Source organism: Virgibacillus xinjiangensis, from assembly GCF_042643145.1.
GTDB classification, from domain to species: Bacteria; Bacillota; Bacilli; order Bacillales; family Amphibacillaceae; genus Virgibacillus_O; species Virgibacillus_O xinjiangensis.
This window is the reverse complement of sequence record NZ_JBHRSA010000031.1, coordinates 82,072-101,207: the sequence shown is the minus strand read 5'-3', so window position 1 is coordinate 101,207 and position 19,136 is coordinate 82,072. Positions and strand designations below refer to the sequence as shown.

The following is a 19,136-nucleotide window of genomic DNA, read 5'->3' as shown; positions in this document are numbered from 1 at the left end:
AGTAGTTCAATAGTTTGGGAGAGGACGCACCGATATGGAACTGGCTCTTATTATCATATTTTTTCTGCTTGGCCTGATTTTCGGCTCGTTCTTCAATGTGGTGGGTCTGCGTCTGCCGGAAGGAAAGCCTTTTGCCAATGACCGGTCTGCCTGTCCAGCGTGTCATAGCCAGCTTTCCTGGTATGAGAATATTCCTCTTGTCTCGTTTATGGTTCAGAGGGGCAGGTGCCGGCATTGCGGAGGGAGGATTTCCTTCCTATACCCGGCGGTTGAATGGTTCACCGGCTGTTTGTTTGCCGTGAGTTATGTTTGGGTCGGCCTGCAGCCGGAATTGGTTACTGCATTATTACTAGTTTCCATGTTGATGATCATTCTTGTGTCAGATCTTGCCTATATGCGAATACCGAACCAGGTGCTGTTGTTCTTTCTTCCTTTTTTCCTCATCATGCGGATGATTGTACCTCTTGAACCTTGGTGGTCTCCGCTGCTTGGCGCGGTTCTCGGATTGTTGATCACCGCTGGCATCATCGTTGCCAGCCGTGGGGGCATGGGAGCAGGGGATATGAAGCTGTTCGGTGTACTGGGGATTGTCCTGGGGGCGGGAAAACTGCTGGTCGCGTTTTTCCTTTCCTGTGTCATAGGTGCAGTGATCGGTGTCCTGTTGCTTGCGTTCAAGGTGGTCGGGCGCAAACAACCGGTCCCATTCGGTCCTTATATCGTGGCAGGTTCCCTTCTTACGTATTTCTTTGGCGACAGTTTAATCACATGGTATATCAATTTGTTTTGACAGTAGGTGATCATATGGGATGGATGAACAAAGAAAGAGTGAATATAGTATTATCCCACCACACGCTTCGTTATGCCTATCAGAAGAACCCGACAGATGAAGGTTTGGTTTCCTATGGGGAATTGGAATTGCCGGACGGGGTGATGGAAGACGGACAAATCCTGGATGAAGATGCTTTTCAGGATTTGTTGGACGGACTTGTACGGGAAAATCGCTGGAAGCGTAAAAAGCTTTTTTTCGCGGTGCCGGATGACACGGTAGTCATGAGGGAGATCCAGATACCGTCCTCTCTCACCGAAGAGGAGGCTTATGGGTATGTGAAAACCCAGGTCGGACATGGGATCTATTTGCCGTTCCCTGATCCATCCATTGCCTTGCAATTCCTGGAGGTACAGGAAGAGCAAGAAGAAAGGGACGTTCTTTTGTTCGCCTACCCGAAGGAAAAGATAGCAGCGTTTGAGAAAGTGTTCCAAAAAGCGGGATTTAAACCAGCGGCAGCCGACCTCACAAGCCTTTCCGTCTATCGGTATTTCTATCACCACAGAAACAGCATGCAATCGGAAAAGGAGCATGTCCTGTTGGTCAACTGGAACCGGGATGCCCTGGTATTGACCGCTTTCCGCCACCATCAAGCCATTTTTTCCAGGAATATGAAAATGGATAGTGATATTCAGGACGTGAACGGGGAGCAAGAGATGGCTCAATTGGAAGAACATTTGCTGGAGATCAACCGGATTCTCGATTTCTATCATTTCTCCATCAGCAAAGGAGAAGCCGCAATCCAACAACTGCTACTGACAGGTGATTTTCCATTATTGGCAGAGGTGGAAAAGCGGCTGTCCGACACGACTGCTCTTCCCATCGAAAATTTTGCTCAAGAAGAAATGCCTGCCCGTTATATCAGTGTCCTCGGGCTTTCCCTGAAGAAGGATGCATAGAAGGAGGGGGATCAAATGGTAACGGAAATCAATTTTTTGGAAGAGAAATCCAATAGGAATTCCCGTCTCCTTCTTTATGGCTTGATTTTTCTCGTGTTAGTCATCCTGGCAGGTGTGCTGATTTTCATCCAGAGGAATGGTCTGGAAAGCCGGGTGGAACAAAATGAACAGAAAATAGCAGAAACAGAAGCAAGGATCATTTCTTTCCAGGATGAGCATGCAGATGCCAGACAGCTGCAGCAAGTGCTTGAAGACCTTGCGGCAGTACAAGCAGAAAGGGTGCCTGTGCTGGAAGTTTATGACGAGGCATTGAATTTGATGGAGGATGAGGCCCGGTTGTCTTATTTTTCCTATGGTGAAGAGGGCGGCCACATCATTGAGGCGGAATTCCAACAGATGGAAGGTGCAGCAGCCTATTTGGAACAGCTGCAGAATTCCCCTTATGTGACCAATGTCCAATTGGACAGTCTCAGCAGGGAAGACGAAGGGTTTTATGGTATCTTTTCGTTTAAAGTAGATGAAGGGGAATGGATAGGTGGTGCGGATGATGCGGAAATGGAATAAGGGGGATGTACTTGCTGTGTCTACCGTAATTTTTGCTTCAATCCTGGCATATGTGGGGATGAACAGTCTGTTCATCCAGCCGGTTGCAGAGGAAGTGGAAAGCACTTCCCGGCAGGCTAAGCAGTTTCAGGGGCAGTATGAACAGCTTCTGGAGGCACGAGAACAGGCTGAGACAGATCAGGAGCTTGCAGCCGTCAGGGAGCAGGTCCCCGCCCGTGAAGCACCTGAGTCCATCCTTCGCAATCTCGAAGCATTGACCGGTGGGACTGGGGTGACCATCGACCATCTCGCTGAGGGTGAGAACACAGCAGATGAAGAAGCCCCTTTGGCGGAACTGACATACACGCTGCAAGCATCTGCTGCGAGTCTGGGAGAGATCAATCTTTTCATGGAAGAAATGGAACAGAGTGACAGGCTCATGCTCATTGATGGATTTCAGTTGCAAAAGGGAGAAGATGCTGTGACTGTCAGCCTGTCTTTTACTGCATATTATTCGGGATAGCCTAATAGGCTTTCCTTTTTTTATGCTCTCCGACAGGATTCTTATTGGAGGCTTTGTCCTGTAATGATGTTCTGTTTTCCTCTGAAGTCTCATAGACTGGTGGAGAGGGAGGGGTTTCTTATGTACCCATACGTTGTTTTACGCCTGCTGTTGGCCGGTTTCTTCCTTTATATGGCCTGGCCTCACATACCAGTAGCCGCTTCTGCCTTAGAGGTGATGTTCTGGGGGGGATGGCTGGTATTTTTCCTGCTTACTGTCGGGGGCAACTTGGCCGCCCTTTTGCAAATGATCAGCCCGCCGGTTATGGAACAGGAAGAAACGAGGCGGAGACTTTCCGATAACCATTGAGTTTCAGCTTTCACAACTGTATAATAAGTATTAAATATGAAACTACTACAGTTGAAAGTTGGTGCGTCTGATGGCAACCAAACATGAACAGATCATTCAGCATATCCTCTCTCTGGATATCGGCAATAAAATCTCTGTCCGGCAGATTGCCAAACAATTGAATGTAAGCGATGGCACCGCCTACCGTGCTATAAAGGAAGCGGAGAATCTTGGTATTGTCAGCACGATTGAACGGGTCGGCACCATCCGTATTGAGAGGAAAAAGAAGGAAAATATCGAACGGCTGACTTTTGCGGAAGTGGTGAATATCATTGATGGACAGGTCCTGGGAGGCAGAGAGGGACTGCACAAGACATTGAATAAATTCGTGATCGGTGCGATGGAACTCGATGCCATGCTTCGGTATACAGAAGCAGGTTCCCTGCTGATCGTGGGGAATCGGACGAAAGCCCATCAACTCGCATTGAATGAAGGGGCTGCTGTGCTGATTACAGGCGGGTTTGATACCGAAGAGCATATCAAAAAGCTCGCTGATGAGAAGCAGCTGCCGATCATCTCTTCCTCCTATGACAGTTTCACGGTGGCAGCGATGATCAACCGTGCGATCTATGATCAGCTGATCAAGAAAGAAATTGTATTTGCCGGTGACATCTTCACCTCATTTGAAAATTCCTATTTTCTCCATGCGAAAGATACGGTGGGGAAATGGCATGAATTGAACAAAGAATCCACCCATGCACGCTTTCCGGTAGTGGATGAGAAGAATAAGGTAGTTGGCGTGGTAACTGCGAAGGATATCCTTGGAAAAGGGGAGGATACCCTGATAGAACGGGTGATGAGCCGGAATCCTGCTGTCGCCCAGCGAAAGACATCCCTTGCTTCTGCAGCCCATACCATGGTGTGGGAAGGAATTGAACTGATGCCTGTGGTAAGTGAGAGCAATGAGCTCGAAGGTGTCCTGTCCAGACAGGACGTATTGAAGGCACTTCAGCAAATCCAGCGACAGCCGCAAATCGGAGAAACGATTGATGATACGGTTTCCAACAACATCACCGCTTCTGATACGGAAGAAGGTGTCTACCATACGCGGATCGTCCCGCAGATGACTGATCAGCTCGGAAACCTTTCCAATGGTGTATTCACTATGCTGATCACAGAAGCTGGCAGGAGGATGCTGTCCCAGATGAAAAAATCGGACATGGTTGTAGAGAACTTGAATGTCTTCTTTATCAAGCCTGTCCAGATTGACAGCAATCTCACCATCAAACCGGAATTACTGGAAGTAGGACGGATGTTTGCCAAGATCGATGTGGAAGTATTCAACGGGCGGAAAATCGTAGGAAAAGGACTGATCATGGCACAGCTGATCAGCCGCTAAAAAAGCTGACTTTCAAAAGTCAGCTTTTTTGTATTAGAATTCGTTAATCCTTTTCCATTCTTTCCGGTAATGACCGACCTCTTTCCAACCGCGCCAGAACTGCATTCCACCGAGCACGAGGAAAACGATGCCGATGAACAATGAGATCCTTGTTTGATAGAAGACATACTGGTTGATCGCGAATGCAAGAATGAAAGTGCCGAGGCAGATTCGCGATCTTGCATTATAATACGCTTGTTCCAGTCCGTCTTTCGTTTTGAGGATGGCTACTTTATAATAGATATACAGGACAATCGAGACGACGATAATTATCGGGAATATGACCATATAATCGCTCCTAGGGTAAAATATGTAACAGAAATATTGTACCGCTTTTTATCGTTTTAGGCTACCAAATCTGTAGAAATAGAGGGGAAATATCATGACAATCAAACAAATAATCGACAACATTACCAACTATGAGACGATCATCATTCATCGGCATATAAGGCCGGATCCTGATGCTTTCGGTTCGCAGGGCGGTTTGCGGGAGTTGATTAAAGCTTCGTTTCCGGAAAAGCAAGTATTCATGGTCGGGGAAGAAGACCCTTCACTGAAGTTTCTAGTGGAAATGGACAAGGTCCCGGATGAAGCGTATCGTGGGGCATTGGTAATTGCCTGTGATACGGCAAACGCCCCTCGGATTGATGACGACCGCTATAGCCAAGGAAGTAAGCTGTTGAAAATCGACCATCATCCGAATGTGCATCCATATGGAGATATCAATTGGGTGGATACCGGAGCGAGCTCTACCAGTGAAATGATATATGATTTATATCTGCATGGAAGGGAAGCTGGCTGGCAACTGAACGACAGAGGGGCAAGGCTTCTTTATGCAGGCATTGTAGGTGATACCGGGCGCTTTCTATTTCCAAATGCCACCGAAAAGACATTTTCCTATGCCGGGGAATTAGTCGACTATTCCTTTGACCGTGCTGCGTTATATGATGGATTATACAGTATGGAAGAAAAGCTGGTCCGTCTGAAAGGATATATTCTCCAGAATTGCAAGCTCAGTGAGGAAGGTGTCTGTGTCCTTTATCTGGACAAAGGCCTACTGGACTCCTATAATGTCGAGGCATCCGAAACAAGCCGGTTGGTAGGCATACCGGACGAATTGATGGGGATCAAGGCATGGGTCTATTTTATTGAGGAATCAGATCAAATACGTGTCCGGCTTCGTTCTAAAGGACCAGTCATCAATGAGTTAGCTGCCAAGTATAATGGGGGCGGTCATCCAATGGCCTCTGGTGCTACTGTATACAGCTGGGAAGAGGCAGAACGTTTAGCGGAAGATTTGAAAGAAACTTGCAGGGTGTTTGGACAAAAATAAAAGGCTGCCCATACCAGAAATGGATGGGCGGCGCCTTTTCAACTGCTTCGGCGATCCTGGGGGATGAACCAGCAACCTGTTCTGGATTCATCGCAAAGGACATTCAACTTCTCTTTGTGGATATCACGTTTAATCAGGCGGATGAGTTCATGTGTTTCTGCATAAGCATTGCGGCCTTCCTTCAATTGGGCGATTTTTTCGTCACGCAGTCTGCTGTGGTTCATGTACAGCAACTTTCCCAACTCCCTTCCTGAAATTGGGATCACCTTCATCCCTTCTACTACTATAGTACGCTATTGGGCAAAGGGTAACCATACCAAACTGCCATTTTTCATAAAATGTTCACATTAGTTTGACAATTCTGCTTCGGCAGTCAACTTTACGTCTGTCGAGATGATCAGTTTTTCAATTTTAAAGGAATAGGTGAATCCATCTATGGTGAAGCTTTTATTTTCAATGGTGGAAATGAGGAGTTCATCACTGCCTGCAATGGAGGAGAGGTCTTTCCCTACAAGGTGGTTGATTTCTTCTTTCATCATTTCTTCCAGCTGATGTATAATCAGCTCATCCTTCAGTTCACTCCCATTGCTGATCTTCACCTGGATGGTTTCCACTGTCAGTGGTTGGTTTGACCGCTTGTCCAGCTCTTCATTATCTTCGAGCAATGCCTCGTTATGTCTTTTCACTTCGTCCAGTTCCGCTTGTATCTGATAATTTTCCTGCAGTAATTGTTCGTACAAGGAGCCATAAATGTATAGATAGACCATATAGGCCAATACAGCTCCTATCACGGCTCCGGCTATGAATCGCTGCCAAGATTTCCGGCGGTGATAAGGAGGGATATGCATCAGCTTATATCCTCCTGGATCAACCATTCCAACAATAAAATGGCTGTTTTGACACCGCCCATTGCTGAGACGATCAGCATGGCTTGTTTAAAGAAATCGAGTGGTGAACCGTCCAGCAGTCCCTTCTCGAAATTAGCGATGGCATCGAATGTGCCCCCGATTGCAGCCACTATTGCCCAAATTCGAAGGTTCTTAGCCAGTCTTCCAATGGATGTCATCGGTGCATTGCCTGTAGCAAATTCTCCGATACTGCCAATGATGGAGCCTCCAATAATCACTCCAAAAGCAATAAAATAACAATGGATAAATGATGCGAAAAAACGTTCTTCCATTACACCCGACCCCCCGGGAGGCATGTTCCTTCTATTCTATGAAGGATGCACAATGGTTATGTTTCCAAAGGCAGTCCACTTCCATATGCAGGCTTTGGTATGGTTGATATAATGGAAGACAGAGATCGAAAAGGCGGGATAAATATGTCTTACACACACTTGCAGGTTCACAGCGGATACAGCCTGTTGGACAGCACAATCATGATGGAAGAGCTGGCACAGAAAGCCGAGGACATGGGGTTTGATGCCTTGGCAATCACAGATGAACAGGTGCTGTATGGTACCATTCCTTTCTACAAAGCCTGCAGATCCCGTGGCATCAAGCCTATTATCGGGATGACGGTACATGTCATGCTGGATGAGGATGACGAACCGGTACGCTGTATCCTTTTAGCGAAGAATAAGGAGGGTTATGAATCCCTGGTGAAGATCAGCAGTCATATCCAGCAGTATTCCCTTGATCATATCGAATGGCAGACTCTAGAAACTCACACATCCAATTTGATATGTATTCTTCCGATGCTGCATGATAGTTTGGAAATTTTATTCCGTTCCGGCGACTCAGAATCGGTCCTATCCTATCTGAAAACATGGGAGTCATTGGTGGGCCAGGGTGATTTCTATTTGGGAATCCAAAACCATGGCTTGGAGGAAGAACAGCGAATGTTGCCGCTAGTGAAGGAGATGTGGAAGGAGCATGCAATTCCTGTCACAGCGATCCAGGATGTACGGTATTTGAACCCGAAAGATGATATGGCCTTCGACTGTCTCCAGTCAGTGAAATCGGGGGATACATGGGGAGGCGGCAGGATTTCACCTTCTTCCCGCCAGCGTTACTTGAAGACGGCTGAAGAAATGGAACAGTTATTCCCATCCTGGCCGGAGGCGATTGAACAGACGAGGGTCATCGCGGAAAAATGCCAAGTGGACTTCGATTTCAATCAAAGGAGGCTTCCTTCTTTCCCACTCCCAGATGGGGAGAAAGCCCATCGCTACTTGGAGGATGTATGTTGGGAAAGGGTGAAAGAGAGGTATTCTCCTATTTCCCAGGAAATCACGGACAGACTTCTTTATGAGTTGAACGTGATCCAGACTATGGATTTCAGTGATTATTTTTTGATCGTATCCGACTTTATCAATTATGCCAAGCAACAGGGAATATTGGTCGGACCTGGCAGAGGCTCGGCTGCAGGTTCGCTCGTTGCTTATGTATTAGGGATAACTGATGTGGACCCAATGAAATATGGCCTTTTATTTGAACGTTTCCTCAACCCGGAACGACAGACCATGCCGGATATCGATATCGATTTTTCCGATGCTCGCCGGGACGAAGTGATTGATTACGTCCGAGGTAAATATGGGGATGAGCATGTGGCCCAGATCATTACATTCGGCACATTTGCTGCCCGGTCGCTGCTGCGGGAATTGTTTAAAACAATGGAGATTGATCAGCAGGATGCAGACTTTGTACTGAAGCAGGTGCCCGTCCAGTCTGGAAAGAGTCTGGTTGAGACAGTGAGAGAATCCTCCGAGCTGAAGGAATATATCAAGCAATCGGATAAGCTGAAATTATTATTTGCGGTGGCAGCTGTATTGGAAGGACTGCCAAGGCATATTTCCACCCATGCAGCTGGGGTAGTGATCAGCGAGCAGCCATTGGTCGACCATGTACCACTGACCGCAGGCAGCAATGGAGCCAATCTGACCCAATATCCGATGAATGACTTGGAGGAGCTCGGTTTATTGAAGATGGACTTTCTGGGGCTAAGGAACCTCACGTTGCTTGAGCGGGTGCTTGCTTCCATTAAATATACTACTGGGCAAGACATCAATATGGCATCCATTCCGGTGAATGATGGGAATACCTTTCACATGTTGCAAGAAGGCAGAACCAATGGGGTGTTCCAATTGGAGTCACAAGGAATGAAACAGGTGCTGCGGCGCCTGAAGCCCACTACTTTTGAAGACATCGTTGCTGTCAATGCCTTATATAGGCCAGGGCCGATGGAATTCATACCTGTTTATATCTCACGGAAGAACAGGGTAGAAGAGGTGGTATACCCCCACCCCGATTTGAAAGAGATCCTTGAAAACACTTATGGTGTGTTGATTTACCAGGAACAAATCATGCAGATTGCAAATAAGATTGCCGGGTTCTCCTTGGGACAAGCAGACATTCTGAGGAGAGCAGTAAGCAAGAAACAGCAGGCCGTCATGCAGGATCAGAAACGGGCATTTATCGATGGCTGCTTATCGAACGGCTATACACAGAAGGTCGCAGAAGAAATTTTTGCATGGATTGTCCGATTTTCCAACTATGGATTCAATAGAAGCCATGCGGTTGCGTACAGTAAGATCTCCTATCAGCTTGCATACCTGAAAGCGAATTATCCTGCGAACTTCTACGCGGAACTGTTAAGTTCTTTTGCCAATCAGCATGATAAAGCTGCTGCTTATATTAAAGAATTGAGCGAAGCTGGAATTGATGTTCTTCCTCCCTCCATTAACAGGAGTTTCGGCAGGTTCAGTGTCGAAGGCGGAGCTATCCGTGTCGGTCTTATGATGATCAAGGGAATTGGCGGTCAGGTAATCCAGGAAATAACTGCAAACAGGAAGAACGAACCATATAAAAATTTGTTTGATTTCTGCCTAAGAGTATCGTTGAAAATCATCAACCGACCAGTTTTGGAAAAATTGATAACGGCGGGGGCCTTTGATGAGACATGGCCAAACAGGGCAAGTCTTCTCGCTTCGGTCGACCAGGCAATCGAACAAGGAGAATTGTTCAAGGAGTTCGCCGGCCAGTCCAGCCTGTTCCAAGACCGTATAGAATTGGAGGAGGATTACACGGATATTGAAGATTTCGGCCAAATGAGAAAACTGGCAGACGAAAAAGAGCTGATGGGTATCTATATTTCCAGCCACCCCCTGAAGGAACATCGGAAGAAATTAAGGGAAAGTGGATATGTGTCAGTGAGTAATGCAGAAAAGCTCCTCGGCCGCAGACAGGTGAAAGGGGCTGCAGTCATCCAATCGATACGAACCATTCGTACGAAGCGCGGCGAATCCATGGCATTTCTGACGATTGGCGATGAAAGCGGGGATATGGAAGCCGTCGTTTTTCCCGAACTGTACAGGGACGCAGGTAGATGGCTGGAAGAAGAAACACTGGTTTTGATGATGGGCAAGGTCGAATCCAGGAATGACAGGGTCCAATGGCTGTTGTCAGAGATCCTCCCCTTTGAGGAAAAAAACCTGCAGCCGGAGAAAAGCCGGAGGTTATTCATAAAGATCACCGGGCAGAGCAACGAGGAGGCATTGGAGGAAATAAAGAAGAAGGCAGATAGCCACCCCGGTAGTGTGCCGGTCATTGTCCACCATCAGCAAAGCAGACAGACGTACAGGCTGTCATCCGATTATAATCTGGAGCCTGAATATCCTTGCCTCAAAGAACTTCGACAGTTTTTCGGCTATGAAAATGTTGTTCTTCAAAAGGAAAAGTCCTAGCTTTACAGACAAAAGCCATCTGTTATAATTAGGAATCATGGGTGGTCAGACCACACGAAATCATACTTATTTATCCCACGGTAGTACAAGTAATCCAATTGCTGAAAAGGAGCGGTCAGTCGATATGGCAAGCTTAAGAGATGAAGCATTGCAAATGCACAAAGTGAATCAGGGAAAGCTGAAAACTGAATCAAAAGTGAAGGTCACCAATGCGGAGGAGCTCAGCCTGGCTTATTCTCCAGGAGTGGCCGAGCCTTGCAAGGAGATACATGACCGGAAAGAAACCGTATATGATTATACAATGAAGGGAAATATGGTAGCTGTAGTCAGCGATGGTTCGGCAGTACTTGGGCTTGGTAACATCGGCCCGGAAGCGGCGCTTCCTGTAATGGAAGGAAAGTCGGTATTGTTTAAGAGTTTTGCAGGAGTGGACTCTTTTCCTATTTGTCTCGATACGAATAATGTGGACGAAATCGTGCAGACCGTCAAACTGATGGAACCGACCTTTGGAGGGGTGAACCTGGAAGATATTGCTGCACCGAACTGCTTCCTGATTGAAGAACGTTTGAAAAAAGAGACCAATATCCCTATCTTTCATGATGATCAGCACGGAACAGCCATTGTGACTGTTGCAGGCCTGATCAATGCTCTGAAACTTGTAGGGAAATCTTTCTCCGATATTAAGGTGGTTGCCAATGGAGCAGGGGCTGCCGGGATTGCCATCATCAAGCTATTATATAATTTTGGTGTACGCGAAATGATCATGTGCGATTCCAAAGGTGCCATCTTTGAAGGTCGTTCCTACGGTATGAATGAGGTGAAAGATAATGTCGCCAAATTCACCAATACAGCCAAAAAAGAAGGCAGTATGGAAGAAATGCTGGAAGGAGCCGATGTGTTTATCGGAGTTTCCGTTGGTGGAGCGCTTGGCAAAGAAATGGTGGAAAAGATGAGCGATGATGCAATTATTTTCGCCATGGCCAATCCCGACCCTGAGATCATGCCGGAGGAAGCAAAACAAGCGGGTGCCAGGGTGATCGGTACCGGCCGTTCTGATTTTCCGAACCAGGTGAATAACGTCTTGGCCTTCCCTGGCATTTTCCGTGGTGCTCTAGATGTTCGGGCTACCAGGATCAATGAACGGATGAAGGTTGCTGCCGCCCATGCGATTGCTTCATTGGTAGGGGAAGAGGAGCTTCATGAAGATTACGTGATCCCAGCACCGTTCGACGAACGAGTGGCGCCTATTGTTGCTTCCGAAGTAGCGAAGGCTGCCATGGAATCGGGTGTTGCCAGAATTTCTGTCGACCCGGAAGAAGTTGCTGAAAAAACCAGGAAATTAACGCGCATAGATGAAGATTGATAGGTAGAAGGAGTGAGCTGCGGCAGTGACCATTTCGCCGAAACAAAAGGTGTACCAAGGGGTCTTGAAAGAAATTCGCAGACTGATAGAAACAAACGCCCTCCAGCCTGGGGATAAACTGCCGTCAGAACGCCAACTGTCGGAAACTCTCCAGGCTGGGAGGTCTTCTGTACGAGAGGCCTTACGGGCGATGGAACTCCTTGGTCTGATTGAAACAAGGCATGGAGAAGGTACATATCTAAGTACATACCGCCCTTTTCAGACGGTAGAGTTATTATCATCTTTTATTTTGCAAGAAGCTAGTACAAAAGAGGACCTGCTGTTGGCGAAAAAGATTTTGGAAAGGGAAGCGGCAAAGCTCGCATTCAGCCATATAACTATGGAGGAAGTGAAGGACTTGGAAAAAATCATCCATGATTCAGAGATGGATCTTCAAGAAAAGCATGCTTCTTTCTTTCATTATCTTTTCCGTCAAGTGGATAATATGCTGCTGTCAAAGGTATGGCAGCTGATGGAGGAGTTTTCCGGAACCATCGGCCGGTTCTTCTATGAGGAACATTTCTACAGAGAGCTGGCCCGCTATTATGCGGAAGGAGAATATAGGGCGATTGAGGCTTTGCTGGATCACTCGACGAAACTGTATGTTTCTGAATAAAATAGAAGTTCGACCCACTTTTACACCATTTTTGTGTGGTAACCGATATAATAGGTGGATATGATAGAAATCAGTGAAGAGAAAGGGGGCAGCAATTTGCTTAAGGATTTTTTTGGCAAAAAAAGGAAATATGCATCCATGCCGAGTGAACAGGCCAAAACAGATGTGCCTGCAGGACTCATGCAGAAATGCGATGGATGCCATAAAATATTCTACCGGAAAGAAATGAAGAAGAATTTGAATGTATGTCCAAACTGTGGCTTCCACCATCAGCTGACAGCATGGGAGCGGATTGATACATTATTTGATGAAGGAACGTTTGAAGAATGGGATCACCAGCTGGTATCCACCAACCCCCTGAATTTTCCAGAGTATGAAGAGAAACTGGAGAAAGACCGTAAGAAAACCGGATTGAATGAGGGGGTTGTAACGGGTAAAGGTTCCCTTGATGGACAACCAACTGCTTTTGCAGTAATGGATGCAAGCTTCCGGATGGGAAGCATGGGTTCCGCTATTGGAGAGAAAATTGCAAGGGCAGTTGAAAATGCCAGGGAGCAGTCCCTTCCTTTTATTATTTTTACCGCTTCCGGCGGGGCCAGAATGCAGGAAGGTGTGTTGAGCCTGATGCAAATGTCCAAAACTTCCGTCGCCATCCAGCGTTTTTCGGATGCGGGAGGTTTGATGGTTTCTGTGATGACCCATCCGACAACAGGGGGCGTGTCTGCCAGTTTCGCATCCCTTGGTGATTACAACTTTGCAGAACCGGGGGCATTAATTGGTTTTGCCGGTCGCAGGATCATAGAGCAGACGATCCGTGAGAAACTTCCCGATGATTTCCAGACAGCGGAGTTCCTGTTGAAACATGGACAGCTCGATCAAGTGGTGCCACGTCATGAAATGAAAAGTCTATTGAAGACTTTGCTGGCAATCCATCAGAATAGCGGGGTGAGGGCATGAAACAAATACTCGACTTCGAAAAACCGATTGTGAACTTAAAGGAGAAAATAACAGAACTGAAAAAATTCACCAATGAAAGCGACATAGATCTCAGTGAAGAAATCAGCACATTGGAGAAGCGCCTGCAAGTGTTGGAAGATGATATCTATGGTAATTTGCAGCCTTGGAATCGCGTCCAGCTTGCCAGACACCAGGAAAGACCGACAACACTGGATTATGTGGAGCGCCTGTTTACTGATTTCATCGAGTTTCATGGGGACCGCTACTATGGTGATGATGAAGCGATTGTAGCCGGGGTTGCTTTTTATAAGGGTACGCCTGTTACCGTTGTTGGCCATCAACGTGGGAAAGATACGAAAGAAAATATCAGGCGCAATTTTGGCATGCCGCATCCCGAAGGTTATCGCAAGGCACTGAGGCATATGAAACAGGCTGAGAAATTCGGTCGACCAGTCATATGCTTTATCGATACGAAGGGAGCATACCCTGGGAAGGCGGCAGAGGAACGGGGGCAGAGTGAAGCGATTGCCCGCAATCTGATGGAAATGGCCGGATTGAGTGTTCCGGTGATCTGTATCGTAATCGGAGAAGGCGGCAGTGGAGGAGCATTGGCCTTGGGAGTCGGTGATCAGATACATATGCTGGAAAACTCCACGTACTCCGTCATTTCTCCTGAAGGTGCGGCTGCCCTGCTCTGGAAGGATTCTGGCCAAGCTCAGAGAGCGGCCGAGTCGATGAAGATAACTGCTTACGATTTGAAAGAACTGGGAATAATTGATCAGATCATCCCTGAGCCGAAAGGTGGAGCCCACCGGGATGTAAACATGCAGGCTGAGTATATAGACCAGGTCATCGATCAATCCATCCGCAACCTCTCTTCTCTCGAAAAAGACCATTTGTTAGAAAAAAGATGGGAGAAGTATAAGAAAATCGGCGATTATCAGGTGAATGAAGAATCGCTGCAATCATAAGGAGCTGACCTGATCAGCCCTTTTCTTTTGAATGGATAACCTTCTCATCTCGTCCGAGAACCTCTCTTCCGCCATTATATTGTTTTATAAATGGGAATTGTGGAAAATTAATAGGTAGGCAGGGAATTAATTGCTATTTTAACCTGTAAATATTATCTTGGTATAGTGAGGTTTATACAGGTACGAATTTTTTTGGACATGAGGTGACACTTGACATGAAGAAAATAGGTATTTTGACCAGCGGCGGAGATGCCCCAGGAATGAATGCTGCTATCCGTGCGGTAGTTAGAAAGGCTATCTATCACGATGTAGAGGTCTTCGGCATTAAAAATGGGTACCAAGGACTGATTGAGGGAAATATTGAACAGATGCAGGTCGGTTCCGTCGGTGATATCATTCAGCGTGGAGGAACTGTTTTGTTCACTTCCCGAAGCGAGGAATTCAAAACCGATGAAGGGCAGCAGAAAGCCATTGATCAATTGAATAGATTAGGTATAGAAGGTTTGATCGTCATTGGGGGCGATGGCAGTTTCCGAGGGGCCCAAAAGCTTACGGAAAAAGGTTACCCATGCATCGGTATACCAGGTACCATCGATAACGACATACCGGGAACCGACTTTACGATCGGGTTTGACACCGCCTTGAACACAGTCATTGAAGCAGTCGATAGAATACGTGATACGGCCACTTCCCATGAAAGGACGACGGTCATTGAAGTAATGGGAAGAGACGCCGGTGATATTGCTCTATGGGCTGGTCTTTCCGGCGGTGCGGAAAGTATATTGATTCCTGAAGAAAAAGAAGACTTCCAGGATATCGTGGACAGGATCAATCGAGGTCAGGAGCGAGGAAAAAAACACAGCATCATCATTGTTGCTGAAGGTGCAGGATCTGGATTCGAATATGGTGAGCGCATACAGGAAGCCACCGGGCTGGAGACTAGGGTGTCCGTACTAGGTTATATTCAGCGGGGAGGCACCCCGACAGCAGCAGATCGTGTTTTGGCCAGCCGACTTGGCGGCCATGCAGTAGATATGCTGTTGAACGGAAAGGCTGGCAGAATGGTTGGAATCCAGAGCAACCAGCTGACGGATCATGATATCAATGATATTCTGTCTGAAAATCATGCAGTTGATCTCTCGATGTACAGCCTGTCGAAAGAATTATCAATATAGCAGTGGATATTGAAGGAGGAAACAACATTGAGGAACACTAAAATAGTTTGTACCATCGGACCAGCGTCTGAATCTGTTGAAAAATTGGAGCAGTTGATTGATGCTGGGATGAATGTGGCACGTCTGAATTTTTCCCATGGGGATTTTGAAGAGCATGGTGCCAGGATCAAGAACATCCGAGAAGCAGCAGAGCGCAAAGGGAAAACAGTCGCTATTCTGCTGGATACCAAAGGTCCGGAGATCCGGACAGGAAACTTCAAGGATGGACAAGCGCAGATCCTCCAAGGCACAGAAGTAATCGTCAGCATGAACGAAGTGGAAGGCACGAAAGAGCGCTTTTCCATCACGTACAGCGGCTTGATCGATGATGTGCATGAAGGTTCCATCATTCTGTTGGATGACGGCCTTATTGAACTGGAAGTCATTGAAGTGGATAAGGAAAACCAAGAATTGAAGACACTTGCCAAGAATTCTGGTCTCATTAAAAATAAAAAAGGTGTCAATGTGCCAAATGTTTCAGTGAACCTCCCAGGTATCACCGATAAAGACGCAGAAGATATCAAGTTTGGTATCGAACAAGGCGTTGACTTCATTGCGGCTTCTTTTGTGCGCCGTCCGTCTGATATCATGGAGATCCAAGCGCTTCTGGAAGAATATGATGCAACCCATATCAACATCATTCCAAAAATCGAGAACCAAGAAGGCGTCGATAATATTGATTCCATCTTGGAAGTGAGCAACGGTCTGATGGTTGCTCGTGGAGATTTAGGTGTGGAAATCCCTGCGGAGGATGTGCCGCTGGTACAAAAGCAGTTGATCAAGAAGTGCAATACTGCCGGCAAGCCTGTTATCACAGCGACCCAAATGCTGGACTCCATGCAGCGAAACCCACGTCCGACAAGAGCGGAAGCGTCTGATGTTGCCAACGCTATCTTTGATGGCACAGACGCAATCATGCTGTCAGGGGAGACTGCAGCCGGGGACTACCCAGTTGAATCGATCAAAACGATGAGCAATATTGCAATCAAAACCGAATCTGCCCTTGACCATAAAACATTGCTGCAAGAACGCTCGAAGTCTGTAGGCATGACGATCACTGATGCGATTAGCCAGTCTGTTACCCATACAGCAATGAACTTGAGCGTCAGTGCTATCCTTACACCGACAGAGAGTGGGCATACGGCACGCATGATTTCCAAATACCGTCCACATGTGCCGATTGTTGCTGTCACGTATTCCGAAATCGTGAACCGCCAGCTTTCCCTTGTATGGGGCGTGCACTCCATCCAGGGTGAGAGAGCTAATTCCACTGATGAAATGCTTGACGTAGCGATTGACAGAGGATTAACTACAGGTTTGGTTGAACGTGGAAGCAGTGTCATCATTACAGCTGGTGTTCCTGTCGGCGAGAGCGGCACCACCAATATCATGAAAGTTCATGTAATCGGTGATGTGATTGCAAAAGGACAGGGAATCGGCCGAAATACCGTTTACGGCAAAGCCGTTGTAGCTAAGACAGCTGATGAAGCAATCAATAAGGTCCAAGAGGGAGATATACTCGTAACTTACGGTACAGAAAGGGATATGATGCCGGCCCTAGAAAAAGCCGGAGGCATCATTACCGAAGAAGCCGGGTTGACGTCCCATGCTGCTGTAGTAGGGCTCAGCTTGGGTATTCCTGTTGTTGTAGGTGTGAAGGATGTTTTCAAGCTGATTGAAGACGGCCTAGACATCACTGCTGACGGAGCCAAGGGCGATATCTACAAAGGCCACACAAGAGTATTATAGGCAGAATCTGGAAAAGAAGGGGCATGCCCCTTCTTTTTTCGCATAGGAGTGAAGGAGGGAACAGGCTATGCGCTATTTGGCCATACTATTATTGATCATCTCGGCTCTTGAAATTGGGGTGTTTTTATGGATTGGCGGACTTGTCGGTCCTTGGTGGGTTGTTCTCCTGATCATTCTCACAGGAATTCTTGGAATGGCTCTTGCAAAAAAACAAGGAGCAGATGTATGGGATAAAGCAAGATTGGCGATGAATAATGGTCAGGCACCCACAGAATACTTGATTGACGGCATCTGTATTTTCACTGGAGCTATATTCCTGCTCACTCCAGGGTTTATTACAGATATCCTCGGATTTTTGCTTGTTATTCCTTTTACTAGGGGATTGTTCCGTAGCAAGATTAGGAATTATCTCAGAAGCAGGATGGGAAAAGGGACAATCATCTACCGCAAATGGTGAATTAGCCTTTTATGAACGTCCAAATCTTCCGGGTGACACCCGCTTGATGTATAGCTGCTCCAGCCAGCAGCGCAAGAGGCGCTATAACAATTCCAGCCGCGCCCCATAGTTGTATGCTTACAAAGAGTACGATCAGTGTTACCAATGGGTTTAAGCCAATACTTCCAGACAATATCTTCGGTTCTAATAACTGACGAGTAATTAGAATCAGCATATAGAGGGTACATAGACCCAGTGTCAATGGATATTGGCCAGTGAAAAACAGGTAGAATATCCATGGAAGAAAAATAATACCAGTTCCTATATAAGGGAGAAGGTCGAGTGCGGCAACAATCAAGGAGATGGTAAGGGAATGTTTTACCTCAAGCACCGTCAGCCCTGTCAAAAGGAGCAAAAAAGTGATCAATACCATAATGAATTGAGCTCTGACATAGCCTGTCAGGGCTTTTTTTAGATGCCAAACCACTTCAGCCATAGATTGCTGAAATCGTACCGGTAGCAAATGAGATGTGAAATTACTTATCCGCGGCCAGTCATTGGCTAGGAAAAAGGTGCCTAATACAGTGAATATAAAGGCAGTAATGGAATTGGGAAGCTTGCCAATGACTCCTGGTATCCCTAAGAAGAGATCTTTCAGCAGGGAACTTCCACTCTCCGTCAACTGTGTAATGTATTGCTCCACCTTTTCATGGATTGCCGTCTGATAAGCCGGATCAAGGGTATGGATGAATGAGAGCAGATGGTTATAGAGCGGCAGAATAGTCGTATTAAGAAATTCTTTCAAGCTGTTGAGAACCGCTTGATAAGCTGCAGGGATTCTCTCTGCTAAATAAGCTGTTCCGTGGACCAGTTCAGCAATGATCAAAAACATCATGCCACTAAACAGGGAAAAAAAGAACAATAGGATCATGAATACAGCAATAGGTCTGGGGAACTTCAGGCGAGATTCCAGAAATGTTACCACTGGATTAATTGCATAGGAAATTGCAACAGCCAATATCATTGGCAGAAAAGGCATAAACAGATATTTGATGAAAAAGAAAATAAGAAGCAGACAGGTCAATACCAGTGCTGCTCTCATCGATGGGTAAAGAAGATGCTTGTACATTTTTTTACTCCAATCTTTGAAATACTATATATATATTTCTTATGTTCCATCACTGTCTGGTAGAAGCAAAGGGAAGGAAACTTTGA

The 19,136-nt window shown here is 46.5% G+C and carries 20 protein-coding genes; 15 read left to right on the top strand and 5 right to left on the bottom strand.

Features of this window, described 5'->3' with window-relative positions; translation table 11 throughout:
• Positions 1 to 34: 34 nt before the first annotated feature.
• The 6 genes from ACFOGI_RS07590 to ACFOGI_RS07565 all read left to right on the top strand — a co-directional run bounded on the left by ACFOGI_RS07590 (position 35) and on the right by ACFOGI_RS07565 (position 4,517).
• Positions 35 to 787, top strand: a complete 753-nt coding sequence (locus ACFOGI_RS07590; protein WP_390270869.1) for a prepilin peptidase — start codon at positions 35 to 37, stop codon at positions 785 to 787.
• 14 nt (positions 788 to 801) lie between these two features.
• Positions 802 to 1,725, top strand: coding sequence for a type IV pilus biogenesis protein PilM (gene pilM, locus ACFOGI_RS07585; RefSeq protein ID WP_390270866.1), 924 nt, complete (start codon positions 802 to 804; stop codon positions 1,723 to 1,725).
• Positions 1,726 to 1,740: 15 nt separating this feature from the next.
• Positions 1,741 to 2,289 (top strand): PilN domain-containing protein, encoded by a 549-nt coding sequence (locus ACFOGI_RS07580; RefSeq protein WP_390270863.1) that lies wholly within the window; start codon positions 1,741 to 1,743, stop codon positions 2,287 to 2,289.
• On the top strand, positions 2,273 to 2,791 hold the full coding sequence (gene pilO, locus ACFOGI_RS07575) for a type 4a pilus biogenesis protein PilO (protein WP_390270860.1): 519 nt from the start codon (positions 2,273 to 2,275) through the stop codon (positions 2,789 to 2,791). Before ACFOGI_RS07580 ends, pilO begins: the two co-directional genes overlap by 17 nt.
• A gap of 120 nt (positions 2,792 to 2,911) precedes the next feature.
• Positions 2,912 to 3,139, top strand: a complete 228-nt coding sequence (locus ACFOGI_RS07570; RefSeq protein WP_390270857.1) for a hypothetical protein — start codon at positions 2,912 to 2,914, stop codon at positions 3,137 to 3,139.
• A gap of 70 nt (positions 3,140 to 3,209) precedes the next feature.
• Positions 3,210 to 4,517 carry a DRTGG domain-containing protein gene (locus ACFOGI_RS07565; protein ID WP_390270853.1) on the top strand — a complete coding sequence of 436 codons (1,308 nt, stop codon included), beginning with the start codon at positions 3,210 to 3,212 and terminating at the stop codon, positions 4,515 to 4,517.
• 33 nt (positions 4,518 to 4,550) lie between these two features.
• Here ACFOGI_RS07565 and ACFOGI_RS07560 read toward each other — a convergent pair whose 3' ends face one another.
• Positions 4,551 to 4,844 carry a YtpI family protein gene (locus tag ACFOGI_RS07560; protein ID WP_390270850.1) on the bottom strand — a complete coding sequence of 98 codons (294 nt, stop codon included), beginning with the start codon at positions 4,842 to 4,844 and terminating at the stop codon, positions 4,551 to 4,553.
• A gap of 94 nt (positions 4,845 to 4,938) precedes the next feature.
• On the opposite strand from ACFOGI_RS07560, the gene ACFOGI_RS07555 reads away from it, so the two are divergent.
• A complete protein-coding gene (locus tag ACFOGI_RS07555) occupies positions 4,939 to 5,889 on the top strand; it encodes a DHH family phosphoesterase (protein WP_390270847.1) in 951 nt (316 codons plus the stop codon).
• A gap of 38 nt (positions 5,890 to 5,927) precedes the next feature.
• On the opposite strand, the gene ACFOGI_RS07550 is transcribed toward ACFOGI_RS07555, so the two are convergent.
• The 3 genes from ACFOGI_RS07550 to ACFOGI_RS07540 form a co-directional block, all read right to left on the bottom strand.
• A complete protein-coding gene (locus ACFOGI_RS07550; RefSeq protein ID WP_390270844.1) occupies positions 5,928 to 6,155 on the bottom strand; it encodes a hypothetical protein in 228 nt (75 codons plus the stop codon).
• 81 nt (positions 6,156 to 6,236) lie between these two features.
• Complete coding sequence (gene ytrI, locus ACFOGI_RS07545) at positions 6,237 to 6,737, bottom strand: sporulation membrane protein YtrI (RefSeq protein ID WP_390270840.1); 501 nt, start codon at positions 6,735 to 6,737, stop codon at positions 6,237 to 6,239.
• A complete protein-coding gene (locus tag ACFOGI_RS07540) occupies positions 6,737 to 7,069 on the bottom strand; it encodes a YtrH family sporulation protein (protein ID WP_390270838.1) in 333 nt (110 codons plus the stop codon). Before ACFOGI_RS07540 ends, ytrI begins: the two co-directional genes overlap by 1 nt.
• A gap of 99 nt (positions 7,070 to 7,168) precedes the next feature.
• Between ACFOGI_RS07540 and dnaE the strand changes: the two genes are divergently transcribed.
• The 8 genes from dnaE (at position 7,169) to ACFOGI_RS07500 (ending at position 17,942) form a co-directional block, all read left to right on the top strand.
• Positions 7,169 to 10,576, top strand: coding sequence for a DNA polymerase III subunit alpha (gene dnaE / locus ACFOGI_RS07535; RefSeq protein ID WP_390270835.1), 3,408 nt, complete (start codon positions 7,169 to 7,171; stop codon positions 10,574 to 10,576).
• 124 nt (positions 10,577 to 10,700) lie between these two features.
• Positions 10,701 to 11,939 (top strand): NAD(P)-dependent malic enzyme, encoded by a 1,239-nt coding sequence (locus ACFOGI_RS07530; RefSeq protein WP_390270832.1) that lies wholly within the window; start codon positions 10,701 to 10,703, stop codon positions 11,937 to 11,939.
• A gap of 25 nt (positions 11,940 to 11,964) precedes the next feature.
• Positions 11,965 to 12,594, top strand: a complete 630-nt coding sequence (locus ACFOGI_RS07525) for a FadR/GntR family transcriptional regulator (RefSeq protein ID WP_390270829.1) — start codon at positions 11,965 to 11,967, stop codon at positions 12,592 to 12,594.
• Between the two features lie 96 nt (positions 12,595 to 12,690).
• Positions 12,691 to 13,551 (top strand): acetyl-CoA carboxylase, carboxyltransferase subunit beta, encoded by an 861-nt coding sequence (gene accD / locus ACFOGI_RS07520; protein ID WP_390270826.1) that lies wholly within the window; start codon positions 12,691 to 12,693, stop codon positions 13,549 to 13,551.
• Positions 13,548 to 14,522: an acetyl-CoA carboxylase carboxyl transferase subunit alpha gene (accA, locus tag ACFOGI_RS07515; protein ID WP_390270824.1), complete on the top strand. Its 975-nt coding sequence runs from the start codon at positions 13,548 to 13,550 to the stop codon at positions 14,520 to 14,522. The genes accD and accA overlap by 4 nt, the downstream gene beginning before the upstream one ends.
• A 215-nt stretch (positions 14,523 to 14,737) precedes the next feature.
• Positions 14,738 to 15,697, top strand: coding sequence for a 6-phosphofructokinase (gene pfkA / locus ACFOGI_RS07510; RefSeq protein WP_390270821.1), 960 nt, complete (start codon positions 14,738 to 14,740; stop codon positions 15,695 to 15,697).
• A gap of 27 nt (positions 15,698 to 15,724) precedes the next feature.
• Complete coding sequence (gene pyk / locus ACFOGI_RS07505; RefSeq protein WP_390270818.1) at positions 15,725 to 17,485, top strand: pyruvate kinase; 1,761 nt, start codon at positions 15,725 to 15,727, stop codon at positions 17,483 to 17,485.
• Positions 17,486 to 17,552: 67 nt separating this feature from the next.
• Positions 17,553 to 17,942: an FxsA family protein gene (locus tag ACFOGI_RS07500; protein WP_390270815.1), complete on the top strand. Its 390-nt coding sequence runs from the start codon at positions 17,553 to 17,555 to the stop codon at positions 17,940 to 17,942.
• Position 17,943: 1 nt separating this feature from the next.
• On the opposite strand, the gene ytvI is transcribed toward ACFOGI_RS07500, so the two are convergent.
• Complete coding sequence (gene ytvI / locus ACFOGI_RS07495) at positions 17,944 to 19,050, bottom strand: sporulation integral membrane protein YtvI (RefSeq protein WP_390270812.1); 1,107 nt, start codon at positions 19,048 to 19,050, stop codon at positions 17,944 to 17,946.
• Positions 19,051 to 19,136: the final 86 nt, after the last annotated feature.